Source organism: uncultured Brachyspira sp. (genome assembly GCF_910588665.1).
Taxonomy (GTDB): domain Bacteria; phylum Spirochaetota; class Brachyspiria; order Brachyspirales; family Brachyspiraceae; genus Brachyspira.
In genome coordinates this window covers 190,512-205,047 of record NZ_CAJUPR010000001.1, presented here as the reverse complement: position 1 = coordinate 205,047, position 14,536 = coordinate 190,512, and the positions used below count along the sequence as shown (strand labels likewise).

Sequence of the window (14,536 nt, the reverse complement as noted above, 5' to 3'; positions counted from 1 at the left end):
ATTTTAATTTTATTATATTCCAAATCTCTTCATAATAACATCAATATTTCTAAGATAATACTCATAATTAAAGCAATCGTCAATTTCTGCAGCGCTTAAATATTTTGTTATATCCTCATCTTTATGAATATTCTCTCTGAAATCTTCATTATTAATCCATCTCTTCATTGCATTTCTCTGAACCCATCTGTAGGCATTATCCCTGTCAATACCTTTATCAACTAATTTTATTAATATTCTCTGACTGAATATCAAACCGCCCGTTTTTTCAATATTAGCTTTCATAGCATCAGGATATATTAAAAGCTTATCAACTATATCAATAAATTTATTAATAGCATAATCAACTGCAATTGCAGAATCTGGAAGTATTACTCTTTCTACCGACGAGTGACTTATATCTCTTTCATGCCAAAGCGGAATATTTTCCATAGAAGCCAAAGCATTGCCTCTCACAATTCTAGCCAAGCCCGATATTCTTTCTAATGTAATAGGATTTCTTTTATGAGGCATAGCAGATGATCCTTTCTGTTTTTCACTGAAATACTCTTCAGCCTCTCTTATATCGGTTCTCTGAAGGTTTCTGATTTCTGTGGCAAATTTCTCTAATGAACTAGCAACTATTGCCAAAACAGTAAGATACTGAGCATGTCTGTCCCTTTGTATTATCTGAGTTGAAACTTTATCCGCTTCTATTTGCAGCTTTCTGCATACAATCTCTTCTATTCTAGGATCAATATTACTGTAGGTGCCTACAGCTCCTGAAAGCTTTCCTACAGAAACCTGTTTTTTAGCCTCTTTTACTCTTTTAATATTTCTTTCATTCTCATCATACCATAATATAAACTTTAATCCTAATGTCATAGGTTCAGCATGTATCCCATGCGTGCGTCCTATACAAGGAGTATATTTATGTTCCTTAGCCCGTCTTAATAAGACTTCGGATAATCTTTTTAAATCGTCCAGTATAATTTCTGCAGACCTTTTCATCATCACAGCCAAAGCGGTATCTTTAACATCGCTTGAAGTTAATCCTTTATGTATATACTGCCCTCCATCTCCTACATTCTCCTGAACTGCGGTTACAAATGATATAATATCATGATTAGTTTCTCTTTCTATTTCGGCAATTCTTTCTACTGTGAAAGAGGCTTTTTCTTTAATATTTTTTAATGCCTCTTTCGGAATCTCTCCTATTTCAGCCATAGCTTCGCAGGCGGCAATCTCAACATCAAGCATTACTTGAAACTCATTTTGCAAACTCCAAAGCTCCCCCATTTCTTTTCTGGTATATCTTTTTATCATAGATTATCCTTAAATATAAAACATTAAATTATTTATTATAATATTATATATATAAAAATTTAGCAATAATAAATAAATCATAATGCATCAAAATCCTTAACTTAATAATTATTTGACGATTATTAATTAATAAAAATCAAAACTTATAAGGATTATTATTTAATCTGCATATCATTCTTATATTTTCGCCGTAGCTCCATATATTATTATTATCATCATAATTTATAAAAACAGAATTTGGGGATATTAATGTTTTCAATGCAAAAATAATAAAAGAAAATAAATTATTAATACTTGGAATAGAACCTTCTAAAATATTAGCTCTAAGTTTTTCATTATGCACAGAAATTTTATAATTATTATACATGCATACTGTAATATCAAAATCGGATTTTTCAACAAATTTTATTAAATTATCTTTATTAAAATTAACAATATGTTCGGTAGATAAATACTTAATAAGATTTTCATAACTGCATTGATCTATCATAGGCGAGTTTGGAACTTCAATATATAAACAGCCTTTATTGTTCAGCATATCTTTTATTTTTAACAATATATTATAAGGATTTTTTAAATGCTCTATAACATGAGAAAGTATTATAATATCATATTTATTTTTACTTTCTGAAAAATCGGCTTTCAAATCAATACCGTATTTTTTTTTTGCATATTCTCTGGCATTATCATTAAGTTCGTATCCGTAAACACTGCATCCGTTATTTTTAAATATGCTTAAAAGCAACCCGTCAAAAGCTCCTATTTCGCATACGGATTTATTTTTAAAGTCAATATATTTTTTTATAAAATTAAATTGAGATAAGCTTCTGGCATAACGCATTTTACTTTTAGCAATTTCAAATAATTTATTTTTTATATTATTATGATACTGTTCTTTATACAAAAAGTATATTTCATCATCGCTTGGAATCTCTATAAAGTACAGTTTGCAGCATTTGCATTGATAAACTTTTTTATCGCTGTCCCATATATTTTTTATAATCCCTATTTCGGTAAAGCATCTGCATCCGCATACTTCGCATAACATAAAATAATACTCAATTATTCAAAAGAAAGCTCAATACCGCATTTAGGACATTTATTCATATCTTCTGTAATACTGGATCCGCAGTTAGGGCATTCATAAACCTCTATCTCTTCCACAACCTCTTCCGAAGTGGTTTCATATTCATCATCGGAAGCTTCAACAACCTCAACGACATCTTTCATAACAAGTATCAAATTATCAACTGTATCTTTTTCAAGATTAGTTTTTTCTATAATATCCTGAGCCGACATATTATATAATTCTTCTATGGAATTAATATTATTATCAATAAGCGTTTTTATAATATTTTCATCAATTCCATGCAGAGAATAAAGATTGCTTTCAAATATCTCTGCTGCATCTTCATCATCATTTGCAGTTTCCGTATCTCCTGCATTATCAGAGAATATCTGATTTAAAGGAACTATATCTTTAAGCAATTCAGGATTTTCTTTAATATCGGTTTCAGTTTTTATATCAAAATAATATCCTGTAAGCTGAGAAGCAAGCTTTACATTATAGCCGCTTTTACCAAGTGCTAAAGAAAGCTGCTCATCTGGTATAATAACCATTGCCTCTTTTTTCTCAGGATCTGTAATAATAATTCTAATAGGCTTTGCTGGAGTTATAGCTTCGGCAATATATTCCCTTATATCTTTAGACCATTTTACAACATCTATCTTTTCGCCTTCTATCTCTTTAATTATAGACTGTATGCGTATTCCCTTCTGTCCTATACAGGCTCCTATAGGGTCCACTTCAGATTTATTAGATGCAACTGCAACTTTTATTTTTAATCCAGGCTGCCTTACCACATTTTTTATTTCTATGGTACCGTCAGCTATTTCAGGTATTTCAAGTTCAAAAAGTTTTTTAATAAAATCTGCTTTTGTTCTGGTTAATAATATTTTAGTAGGAATTTCTTTGCCGCTTTTATCTTTGCCGCCTCTTACTTCATATATGTATGCTCTTATTCTATCCCCAGCAGCATAATGTTCTCTTGGAGACTGATCTTTCTTTTGAAGTTCTCCTTCAGTTTTTCCTAGATTTATATAAATGGTGCCTCTATGTTCTCTTTGAAAATATCCGTTTACAAGCTGATTCTCTCTTCTCTTAAATTCATTATATATAATATTTTTTTCAAGGTCGGAAATTTTTTGAAAGAATGCAGTTCTTGCAACTGTGCTTTCTATTCTTCCAAAAGCTTCAACTTGGTCTACAAGTATTAAAACCTCATCTCCCAAATTAATATCCTGATCCAATTTCTTAGCTTCCTCCAAAGATATTTCTTTATTATGATCGTTTACCTCCTCTACAACATCAGCCCCTCTATATACGGTGGGATTATTCCTATTATCAAAATGAATATGAAAATTTATATGTTTTCCATATTTTTTTTCCAAAGCTAATTTCATAGTGGAAGCTATAACTTCTTTTAAAAGCTCCACACTGATATCTTTTTCATCAGAAAGCTGCTGTAAATAAGTTCCGACATTTTCAAACATTTTGATTCTCCGTTTTTATTTTATTTTTATTAATTACATAATTTTATATATCAGCAATTTAATCTTGCCTTTATAATATCATCTTTTAATATTTTTATATTTTTCTTTTTATCATTAAGCATATTATTTTCATCAAAAACAGTGATAATAATATAATCATCATAAGTTTCTTTTAATACGGCAGAGCATATAATAAACTCATCATCTATCTTATATTTAATCTTTATAGGCATATCTTCAAATAATTCATATCTGCTGTTAAATTTCCATCTAAATCCTGCGGAAGAAACCGTTATGGTATAATCTCCATCATCATATCCGTTTTGCTTTATGCAGTCTTGAATCTTTCTTGTAGTTTCTATGCAATGAGTATGAGATACGCTTTCTTTTTTTTTAAAAATTACGGCATAAACTTTTTTATTATCGGATATTGCTCTTACCTTCAAATCAAGCAAATATATACCGTTTCCTTCCAATATATTTTTTACGGCGTTAAATAATAAAACTTCATCTATTATATTGTTTTCTTTATTTTGCTTTTCTTTTTTGAATTTCTTTTTTTTAGGCTCTCTGCCGTATTCTTTCTGCTTCTGAGGCTTAATTTTATTATTCATAAAAAACACTGCTTTTAAATTTTCCTATATAAACAAAAAAAGAGAGTCGGCTTCTTTCGGGAAAGAAAACCAACGCCCTTCATTACAAATATTTTCGGAAGTTTTTATATTTTACTCTACTAATGATTTTTGTCAAGTGTATTATACAAATTTATTATGTTAATATTGATTATATTGACTTTTATTATATTTTTTATATTATTAGAAAACAATTATTTTTTTTAATCGGGAAAAAATGATATTTTATATATTAACCATTATATTTTTTTTATATGTAGTATCTATAGCTGTAAAAATGCTTCTTGAAAACAGACCTCCCTATTCATTTATAGCATGGCTTACAGTATTGGTATTTTTACCGTATATAGGAGTAATATTTTATATATTTTTAGGTATGGATTGGAAAAAATCTAAAAAGAAAATTTCGGCTAAACTTCCTGAAGATATGATAAAAAAATATTTCTCTTCAATGCTCAAAGAACAAATAAAAATACTTGATAATCTTCAAGGCAATTACAGCAGGCATATAAATTTAGTTAAGCTTGCAATAAGAAGCGGATATTCTCCAATTACCGTTCAAAATGAAGTTTATGTATTTGATGACGGCAAAGAACTTTTTGATGCCGTTATTCAGGATTTAAAATTAGCTGAAAAAACTATACATATGGAATATTTTATATGGAGAAGCGACAAACTTGGAGAAAAAATTAAAGATATTCTTATAAAAAAAGCAAATCAGGGAGTTGAAATAAGACTTATATTTGACGGCGTCGGTTCTTTAATGAGCATAAGCAGAAAATACAGAAAAGAATTAAAAAAAAATGGGATAAAATTTTTATATTATCATGATCCTTTTTCAATATTATGGACTAGATTTATTAATTACAGAAATCATAGAAAAGTAATTGTAGTTGATGGAATTGTTTCATATATGGGCGGAATGAATCTTGGACAGGAATATATAGACGGAGGAAAGCGATTCGAATCTTGGAAAGATGTGCATATGAGAATAGTAGGAGATTCCTGCAATCTTATACAGAATGTGTTTGTATGTGATTGGTATAATGCAGGAGGAAGAGATTTAGAAGTTTTTAATATTAAAGAAAAAAGATATAACATTACAAGAAAATTAAAATATATAAATAAAAATCTAGACAAGAATAAATTTTCAATAATAAGAAAGGATCTATTTCCTCAGGCAGCCACCGATAATTTTCTGCCTGTACAAATAATAACATCAGGCGCCGATTCTAAATGGGACAGCATACAAAAAGTATATTTAAAAATGATAGAAGAGGCTAAAGAAAGTATTTATATAGAAAGTCCATACTTTATTCCTGATGAAGGTTTTTTAGCTGCTTTAGAAAATGCAGCTTTATCTGAAATAAATGTAAATTTAATGATAACTGGAAAGCCTGATAAACTTGTGGCTTGGTGGGTAGCCCAAACTTATTTTGAAACTTTGCTTAAAGCAGGAGTAAATATTTACCTTTATGAAAAAGGATTTCTGCATAGTAAATTCTGCATAATGGACGGTAAAATAGTGTCATGCGGAACCTGCAATATGGATATACGAAGCTTCTATCTGCATTATGAAATGAACGCCGTTATATATAATGATAGTATTGCGCAAAAATTTGAAAATATCTTTAAAAAAGATGCTTTAAACTCTCATAAAATAACATCGGAAGAGTATAAAAAACAGCCTACATTAATAAGACTTAGAAATTCTGCATGCAGAATAATAGCACCGGTTTTATAAAAAAATGAGCCCGAATTATAAATCAGGCTCATTATAAAAACCGTTTAATATATATTATAATTTAAAGTAGCTTACAACCTCAGTTAATTTTTGAGCCTCGCTGCTTAATGTCATACTTGCATTCTTTGACTGCTCAGCCAAACTGGCATTTTTCTGAGTGCTTGCATCCATTTTTAATACAGCCTGATTAACCGATTCTATTCCAGATTGCTGCTCTACCGCTCTATCCAATATATCTTTCATTATATCTGCTGTATTTTCTATTTTATCCTTTATCTCTGCAAATATTTCCTGAGATTTTCTGGCAGCCTCTGTGGCCAACTTTATTTTTTCATCGGAATCCGCTATTAATGAAGTTATATCTTTAACTGAAGTTTGAGTATTCTGAGCTAAAGTTCTGACTTCAGACGCTACCACAGAAAAACCTCTTCCCTGATCTCCTGCACGGGCTGCTTCTACAGATGCATTTAATGCTAATATATTAGTCTGAAAAGCAATATCTTCTATTAATTTTGTTATATTAGTGATTTTTCTGCTTGCCTCATAAACCATCTCCATACTTTTTGTGGTGCTGTCTATTATAAGTCCCGCTTCCTCTACGGATTTTATGGAATCATTCATCATATTATTTCCTATAACCGATTTTTCGGCGGAATTCTTTATAGTTGATGCCATTTGCTCCATAGAACTGGCTGTTTGCTCCAATGAAGATGATTGAGACTGAGTTCTCAATGCCAAATCATTATTGCCGCTTTCAAGCTCTTTTGAGGTTAATTCTATATTATTTGAAGAATCCATTATACTGCTTACTATATGTTTCAACTGTTCTATAGCATTATTAAATCCGTTTGATATTATACCGAACTCATTATTCTGATATTTATTAGCTAAAAATTTAGCAGGTGCTGATACGGTTAAATCTCCTCTGCCTAATCTATTTAAATCATTAGCCAATCTTGATAAAACTCTTGATATATTAACATTAATATAAATAATAACTATTATTGATGTTACAATCAAAAGCAATACGCTTAATATTATAGATATCATTATAAGAATATTTCTATCATAATAAAACTCGCTGTCAAGCATAGTAACACACATTATCCAATCTATATTGTCAAGTCTTGAAAAAGCCATAACCTTATCTCCGTCATCTTCATAATGAATTGTTCCTTTCCTCTGACTTGAAGCCGCCTGCAATGCACTTTTAGAACCTTCGGATATTGTATTAATTTTATTAGAATCTCCATGAGCCACTCTATTGCCGTTTTCATCTACCACATAAATATTTCCTGTTTTTCCTATAGTAATCTCAGAAAAATATTTTTTAGAAAAATTATCCCATTTCAATTCAGACGCTAAAACGCCTATGGGTTTTCCGCTATTGTCAAATATTCCAACCAATATAGCTAGAACATACTGCCCGTCATTAGGAAAAAACTCTATCTCGTCATCTATTGAATATTGATATCCTGTAGATATAAATCTTTCCCATAGATTTCTTTTTGATATATCGTTTTGTATGGTGCTTCCATTTGAACTGTCTGCAATAAATTTTCCATTTAAATCATATAAAGAAAGAGATGCAACATAGGTGTTTAATTCATTACATACCTCTTGTAGCTCGGATTTGGCAACAGCAAGAGTTAAATCATTAGGATCTATAAAGTAATTTAAAAATTCAGATTCTTTAGCTATTATAGATGTAAGATCTTTTTGATCATTCAGCCATACCGTAACCAAATCTCTATAACCGTCAGCAGTCTCTTGAAAACCTCTTAAAGCAGTTTTTTCTATAAATATAGCCGAAGCGGATACTATTACTATCATAAGAGTAATAAGCATTAAGGCTACAGATGATATAATAATAAAAGGCATTTTAAATTTTAAAGTCTGTGTAAATTTCATAAAAACCTCTGTAAATAAATGAATGATTTTTATAGTATTATAATATAAAAATTTAAAAAGTCTATAGTAATGTAATAATTTTTTACAAAAAAACAATAAAAAACTATATTTTTTTACAAAAAGCAAAAATATATTTGCTATATATTTTCTGAAAAATATATTTTTAATATTTTTTCTTTGACAAAATATATATATTTATATATCATAGCAATACATAATCAGTATTAAGGATTAAATATGTATAATATATCAGAGTTAAAAGAGATATTAAAAGAAAAAAAAATGGATGAAAAGTTTTATTCAATATACGGCGGAGACGAAGAAAGCATCAGAGAGGCATATATAAGATTAGATAATACATTAAAACATCTTGAATATAAAGAAAAAAGCAGAGAAGTATATATATTCAGCGCTTCTGGAAGAACTGAGCTTTCAGGAAATCATACGGATCATAATAACGGATGCGTATTAGCAGCTTCTATAAATTTGGATAAATTGGCGGCTGTTTCAAAAAGAGATGATAATAAAATAGTAGTTTATACTGATTATTCTGAAAACCCTGATATTATAGAAATTAATGATTTGGAAATAAATAAAAATGAATACGGAAAATCAAATGCTTTAATCAGAGGCGTATGTGCAGGAATAAAAAATAAAGGGGGCAACATAGGAGGATTAACCGTATCATTAAATAATAAAGTTCTTATTGGAAGCGGTTTAAGCAGTTCCGCCTGTTTTGAATCTTTAATCGGAGAAATACAGAATGCTTTATACAATAACGGAAAAATAAGTAAAGTAGATATAGCAAAGATAGGACAGTATGCTGAAAATATTTATTTCGGAAAGCCCTGCGGACTTATGGATCAAATGGGCTGCTCTATAGGTGGCATTATTTCTATAGATTTTAAAGATAATGAAAATCCTATTATAGAAAAAGTGGAGTATGATTTTGAAGGCAGAGGATATGCCATTATAATAACAGATACTAAAGGAGATCATATTTCTCTTACCAATGAATATGCCGCAATAAGAGAAGAGATGAATGCTGTTGCAGAATATTTCGGTAAAAAAGTATGCAGGGAAATAAGCAAAAAAGATTTAACAGATAATGCTTCAAAATTAAGGGTAAAGGCGGGAGACAGAGCTATGATGAGAGTTTATCATTTCTTGGAAGAAAATGAAAGAGTAATTAATCAAATAAATGCTTTAAAAAATGATGATATAAACACATATATAAAACTTATGAACGAGTCAGGACTTTCAAGCTTCATGTATCTGCAAAATTGCTATTCTATTACAAGTTCAAAAAATATGGGAGTTGCTCTTGCTATTTGTCTTACAAAAGATTTCCTAAAAGGCGAAGGAGCATATAGAGTGCATGGCGGAGGCTTTGCTGGAACTATACAGGCTTTAATACCTTTAGATAAAACCGAAGAATATAAAAAATATATGAATGCCGTATTCGGAGAAGGAAGTGCTGTAAAAATAAAAGTAAGACAATCGCCTGTATGCGAAATCTGAAATAATCTGTAAATATTATTTTTTATAAAAAATAAAATGCATAATAAAAAGACTTGCAGTAAATTAATAATACTGCAAGCCTTATAATTTTATTATATATTTAATAATTATTTTTTAGCTATTTTCTTAAACTCATCAGCTAAAAACTGCACTTTAGGACCGACAATTACCTGTACAGAAGTTTTTCCGGGAGTTAATACACCTGGAAATATTTTTTTAATTTCAGAGGCTTGTATAACAGTATTATCCTTTACTTCTAATCTTAATCTAGTGGCGCAGTTATCAATATCCACTATATTTTCAGCACCTCCAAGCAGAGGAAGAAGAAGTAATGCTTTTTGCTCGTATGAAGAATCGCCTGAAGATATAACTTCAGCTTCATCATCTTCTTCTCTTCCCGGAGTTTTAAGATTAAATTTTTTAATGGCAAAATTAAATATGACAAAATACAATATGAAAAATACTATACCCTGTACTATAAGCATATACCAATGAGTTGCTAAAGGATTTTTAGTTGAAAGAATTAAATCTATAAAACCTGCAGAAAATCCGAAACCAGCTATCCATTTCATACTGGCGGATATAATTAAAGAAATGCATGTTAATAAAGCATGTATCACATATAATACAGGAGCCACAAACATAAATGAGAACTCTATAGGCTCAGTAACTCCTGTAAAGAAACTTGCAAAACCTGCGGCTATCATTATAGATTTAATTTTATTTTTATTTTCAGGCTTAGCATTTTTTACAAATGCCAAACAGGCACCTAAAAGTCCGAACATCATAATCGGGAAGAAACCAGCCTGATACATACCTGTAACACCTATAGTTGCAGTACCTGTATTTATAGAAGACTGACCTCCTAAGAAATTAGGTATATCATTAATACCAGCAACATCAAACCAGAATACTGAGTTTAAGGCATGATGGAGACCTACAGGAATTAAAAGTCTGTTAAAAAATCCATATATACCAGCACCTATAGGACCAAGACCTATTATAGCTTTGCCGAATCCTACTAAAGCTCCGTAAATTGCAGGCCATACAGCCATTAAAATAAAAGATACCGCCATCATAACTACGGAAGTAATTATCGGTACAAATCTTCTTCCGCTGAAAAATGCTAAAAACTCTGGCAGTTTTATATCTGCAAATTTATTATATAATCCCCCTGCTATTATTCCGCAAAGTATTCCAATAAACTGATTATCTATTTTAGCAAAACCCTGAGGAATTTCAGAAACATCTTTATTTTGAATCATAGCAACCGTAGCTGGAGCTAAAAGAGTTGTTACAACTAAAAAAGCAACCAGTCCTGCTAATGCTGCGGCTCCGTTTCTATCTTTAGACATTCCGAATGCAACACCGATAGCAAATAATATAGGCATATTGTCAATAATAGAACCGCCCGCTTTGATAAAGAATGCCGCAACAGGACTCTCCCCCCCCCAGCCGTTAGGGTCTATCCAATAACCAATACCTAATAAAATAGCAGCCGCAGGCAATACGGCAACAGGAACCATTAAGGATTTACCTATCCTTTGTAGATAATTAAACATATATCCTCCATAAAAATACAAAATAATAGTTCATATTATTTATTAACAAATTGCAGGCTTTTGAAATCCTGCAATTTGTTACCTATTATTAGTATAATACTTATTTTTGATATTATCAAGTATTAACCATATTAAATTAGTTATACATAATTTTTTCAAATAAAGTTATTTACTTTCAAAAATATTTATGATAAAATTATAAAAAATTAGGAGGCATTATATGGGATTATTCTCTAAAAAAATAGAAATAAAAAGTCCTATAAAGGGCAAATTAATTGATGTTACGGAAGTTAAAGATGAGGCATTTTCAAGCAAAGCATTAGGTGACGGAATGGCTGTAATACCTTCTGAAGGCAAAGTATATTCGCCTGTTGACGGAGAAGTTATCACAATGGTTGACAGTAATCATGCAATAGGCTTATCATCTAAAGGCGTTGAAATACTTATACATATTGGAATGGATACAGTTAAATTAGGCGGTAAGTATTTCAAAGCTCATGTAAAAGAAGGCGATAAAGTTAAAGCAGGCACTTTATTAATAGAATTTGAAAAATCAGAAGTAGAAAAAGAATATGATATTACTTCGCCTATCATAATACCTAATTTTTCAGAATTAAAATCATTAGATAAAACTGATTTCAGAGATGTATCCGCAGGCGATATAATTATGACTGCAGTAAAATAAGAAATTATATATTGAGCAAACTATTATTTTACTTTTATTATTTATATAATACTTATATATTTATTAAAACTCTGCAGCAGTATTGAAATTTATTCTTTAGTATCTTCCTTCAGTTTTCTGTATAATGTAGCCCTCTCAATACCCAAGATTTTAGCAACTTGAGCCTTATTAAAATTATTATGGCTAAGAAGATAATTAATATACATTCTCTCAAGTTCTTCCAAAGAAACATTCCCATCAACTTTAAATCCGTAATTAACGGTATTTTTTAATGCCCAATCTGGTATATTGCTTTCATCAATATTGCCGTCCTTACACATAACAACCATAGTTTCTATAGTATTTCTTAATTCTCTTACATTTCCTTCCCATTTCAATGATGATAATATTTTATACACTTTTTTATCAACAGATTTTATTTCTATAGAGTGAACATTAGAAAACTCTCTTATAAAATTATCTATTAAAATCGGTATATCCTCTCTTCTGTCTCTGAGAGGAGGCATTTCTATTTTTATAACATTAAGTCTGTAATACAAATCCTCTCTGAACTTTCCTTCTTTTATCTCTTCAGATAATTTCTTATTTGTAGCAGCAATAACTCTTATATCTACATCTATCGGGTTATTTGACCCTACTCTTTCAATAACTCTCTCCTCAAGAACTCTTAAAAGCTTTACCTGAACGGACTGATTTATTTCTCCTATTTCATCTAAAAATATTGTGCCTTTATTTGCGGCTTCAAATCTTCCTATCTTTTTATCAATAGCTCCAGTAAAAGAACCTTTTTCATGTCCGAACAATTCGCTTTCCAAAACACCCTCTGAAAGAGCCGCACAGTTAACCGTTATATAAGGCTGTTTAGATCTATCCGATATCTGATGTATGGCATTAGCCACCAATTCCTTTCCAGTACCACTTTCACCTTCTATAAGAACCGTAACTTTAGTTCTTGCAACCTGCTTTACCGCCTCATAGACTTTAAGCATTTTCGGACTATGACCTATCATACCGTAAAAGCTTTCATTATAATCAACTCTTTTTTCTAATGTTTCTTTTGTCTTTTTTATATTTCTGCTCTCTAAAGCCCTCGCTATTATAAGAAGCATTTTATCAAGATTAAAAGGCTTTGTCATAAAATCATAAGCTCCAAGCCTCATCATCTCAACAGCAGTTTCAACATTGCCATGTCCAGTTAATATTATAACAGGTATATGTCTGTCAAAATCTAAAACATCTTTTAAAAATTCTTCTCCTGTCTTTTCAGGCATTTTTAAATCCGTTATAACTAAATCTATTCCCCCTTTATAAACTATTTCTATACCCTTATCTCCGTTTTCTGAAACTGCAACTTCATAACCTTCAAACTCCAATGACTTTTTAATACCGTCTCTTATATTTTTTTCATCGTCTATTACTAATATTTTAGGCATAATTTATAAATCCGTATTTAAAAATTTTTGATTCTCTTCTTTTAAAGGAAGCTTGATTATAAAATTGCTTCCCTTTCCGTATCTGCTTTCTATTTTAATATTTCCATTATGTGCTTCTATTATACGGACAACATTTGTAAGTCCTAATCCTGTTCCATGTCTTTTTGTAGTATAATAAGGCTCAAATATTTTATTAAAAGCTTCTTCCTTAACTCCGATACCCGTATCCTTTATGCTTATAACTGCATAATTATCCATAGTTTTTAATTTTATATAAATCTCTTTTTTCCTATTATTTTTATTATAGCTCATAGCATCTATTGCATTTTGTATTATATTAATAAGCGACTGTTTTATATACTTCTCATCTAATTTCAATATTAAATTATCCCTGTCAAATTTTATATCTATATTGATATTATTTTTTTCTATTTCATATTTTAAAAATGATACTGTAGAAAGTATAAGCTCATTAATATTAACATCTTCGATATTAAGTTCCAGCTTGCGTACCGAAAACAAAAATGAATTGATAGTCTCTTCCAGCCTTCCTATCTCTTCTTTTATAATATCAGAATATTCTTTAAAATCTTTATAGCATTGGCAGTCATTATCAATATTTTTTTTTATGATTTTATCTATAAGCTGGACATATATTGAAATAGATCCGAGAGGGTTTTTTATTTCATGAGCAACACCTGCGACAAGAGTTGTAAGAGAAGCCAACTGTTCGGCTCTTTTAAGTTTCTGAGCGCTTTCATAAGTTTTAGTTATATCCGATGCCTTTATAAGCGTGCCTATAATTCTTCCGCTGTCGCCTATCGGAAGTATATTTACTTGAAGTATTCTTTCATTATCATTGTCTTTCAGGAGCTTAGTTTTTCTGTTATTGTTATTGATAAGCTCTGATACTGTATTTAATATATCGCTGGAATTAATATATTTTAATATAGGCTTTCCTTCGCAATTTCTAGGTATTGAAAATAAAAAACATGCCTTTTTATTTATTCCCTGTATAATGTCTTTATTATCTATTGCTATTATGCCCTCTTCAAGATTTTCTATAATAGCATTCTGAGAATATAAAAGAGTGCATAATCTTTGAAACATATTCTTTTTTTCATCATCAGAAACTTTATTGAAGTTCTGCAGAATTTTATCAAAAAACTGACTGGTTCTATTCATTTTAT

11 protein-coding genes are annotated in these 14,536 nt (G+C 30.0%); 3 read left to right on the top strand and 8 right to left on the bottom strand.

All coding sequences use genetic code 11. From position 1 onward, the window contains the following. Positions 1-12: 12 nt before the first annotated feature. The 4 genes from purB to QZ306_RS01035 form a co-directional block, all read right to left on the bottom strand. Positions 13-1,305 (bottom strand): adenylosuccinate lyase, encoded by a 1,293-nt coding sequence (gene purB / locus QZ306_RS01050; RefSeq protein ID WP_295159852.1) that lies wholly within the window; start codon positions 1,303-1,305, stop codon positions 13-15. Between the two features lie 136 nt (positions 1,306-1,441). Continuing rightward, a complete protein-coding gene (locus tag QZ306_RS01045; protein WP_295159849.1) occupies positions 1,442-2,353 on the bottom strand; it encodes a class I SAM-dependent methyltransferase in 912 nt (303 codons plus the stop codon). Between the two features lie 14 nt (positions 2,354-2,367). Then, positions 2,368-3,858, bottom strand: coding sequence for a transcription termination factor NusA (gene nusA, locus QZ306_RS01040; protein WP_295159846.1), 1,491 nt, complete (start codon positions 3,856-3,858; stop codon positions 2,368-2,370). Positions 3,859-3,908: 50 nt separating this feature from the next. Next, a complete protein-coding gene (locus QZ306_RS01035) occupies positions 3,909-4,472 on the bottom strand; it encodes a ribosome assembly cofactor RimP (protein WP_295159843.1) in 564 nt (187 codons plus the stop codon). A 235-nt stretch (positions 4,473-4,707) separates the two neighbouring features. On the opposite strand from QZ306_RS01035, the gene QZ306_RS01030 reads away from it, so the two are divergent. After that, the gene (locus QZ306_RS01030) at positions 4,708-6,234 is read left to right on the top strand and encodes a phospholipase D-like domain-containing protein (protein ID WP_295159840.1); all 1,527 of its coding nucleotides are present in this window, start codon (positions 4,708-4,710) and stop codon (positions 6,232-6,234) included. 54 nt (positions 6,235-6,288) lie between these two features. On the opposite strand, the gene QZ306_RS01025 is transcribed toward QZ306_RS01030, so the two are convergent. Beyond that, complete coding sequence (locus tag QZ306_RS01025) at positions 6,289-8,145, bottom strand: methyl-accepting chemotaxis protein (RefSeq protein WP_295159837.1); 1,857 nt, start codon at positions 8,143-8,145, stop codon at positions 6,289-6,291. A gap of 237 nt (positions 8,146-8,382) precedes the next feature. Between QZ306_RS01025 and QZ306_RS01020 the strand changes: the two genes are divergently transcribed. Continuing rightward, positions 8,383-9,666: a galactokinase family protein gene (locus tag QZ306_RS01020; RefSeq protein ID WP_295159834.1), complete on the top strand. Its 1,284-nt coding sequence runs from the start codon at positions 8,383-8,385 to the stop codon at positions 9,664-9,666. Positions 9,667-9,773: 107 nt separating this feature from the next. Here QZ306_RS01020 and nagE read toward each other — a convergent pair whose 3' ends face one another. Further along, entirely contained in the window at positions 9,774-11,228 is a 1,455-nt protein-coding gene (gene nagE, locus QZ306_RS01015) for an N-acetylglucosamine-specific PTS transporter subunit IIBC (RefSeq protein WP_295159831.1), read from the bottom strand. 220 nt (positions 11,229-11,448) lie between these two features. Here nagE and QZ306_RS01010 point away from each other — a divergent pair, with 220 nt between their 5' ends. Next, the gene (locus QZ306_RS01010; RefSeq protein ID WP_295159828.1) at positions 11,449-11,913 is read left to right on the top strand and encodes a PTS glucose transporter subunit IIA; all 465 of its coding nucleotides are present in this window, start codon (positions 11,449-11,451) and stop codon (positions 11,911-11,913) included. Between the two features lie 89 nt (positions 11,914-12,002). Here the strand turns inward: QZ306_RS01010 and QZ306_RS01005 are convergent, their stop codons facing one another. Then, positions 12,003-13,346, bottom strand: coding sequence for a sigma-54 dependent transcriptional regulator (locus tag QZ306_RS01005; RefSeq protein WP_295159825.1), 1,344 nt, complete (start codon positions 13,344-13,346; stop codon positions 12,003-12,005). 3 nt (positions 13,347-13,349) lie between these two features. Next, positions 13,350-14,531 carry an ATP-binding protein gene (locus QZ306_RS01000; protein ID WP_295159822.1) on the bottom strand — a complete coding sequence of 394 codons (1,182 nt, stop codon included), beginning with the start codon at positions 14,529-14,531 and terminating at the stop codon, positions 13,350-13,352. Positions 14,532-14,536 lie beyond the last annotated feature (5 nt).

Coding starts and splice junctions, on each gene's coding strand:
- purB (WP_295159852.1), bottom strand. CDS start 1,305: ATGATAAAAAGATATACCAGAAAAGAAATGGGGGAGCTTTGGAGTTTG.
- QZ306_RS01030 (WP_295159840.1), top strand. CDS start 4,708: ATGATATTTTATATATTAACCATTATATTTTTTTTATATGTAGTATCT.
- QZ306_RS01010 (WP_295159828.1), top strand. CDS start 11,449: ATGGGATTATTCTCTAAAAAAATAGAAATAAAAAGTCCTATAAAGGGC.
- nusA (WP_295159846.1), bottom strand. CDS start 3,858: ATGTTTGAAAATGTCGGAACTTATTTACAGCAGCTTTCTGATGAAAAA.
- QZ306_RS01020 (WP_295159834.1), top strand. CDS start 8,383: ATGTATAATATATCAGAGTTAAAAGAGATATTAAAAGAAAAAAAAATG.
- QZ306_RS01035 (WP_295159843.1), bottom strand. CDS start 4,472: ATGAATAATAAAATTAAGCCTCAGAAGCAGAAAGAATACGGCAGAGAG.
- QZ306_RS01025 (WP_295159837.1), bottom strand. CDS start 8,145: ATGAAATTTACACAGACTTTAAAATTTAAAATGCCTTTTATTATTATA.
- QZ306_RS01000 (WP_295159822.1), bottom strand. CDS start 14,531: ATGAATAGAACCAGTCAGTTTTTTGATAAAATTCTGCAGAACTTCAAT.
- nagE (WP_295159831.1), bottom strand. CDS start 11,228: ATGTTTAATTATCTACAAAGGATAGGTAAATCCTTAATGGTTCCTGTT.
- QZ306_RS01045 (WP_295159849.1), bottom strand. CDS start 2,353: ATGTTATGCGAAGTATGCGGATGCAGATGCTTTACCGAAATAGGGATT.
- QZ306_RS01005 (WP_295159825.1), bottom strand. CDS start 13,346: ATGCCTAAAATATTAGTAATAGACGATGAAAAAAATATAAGAGACGGT.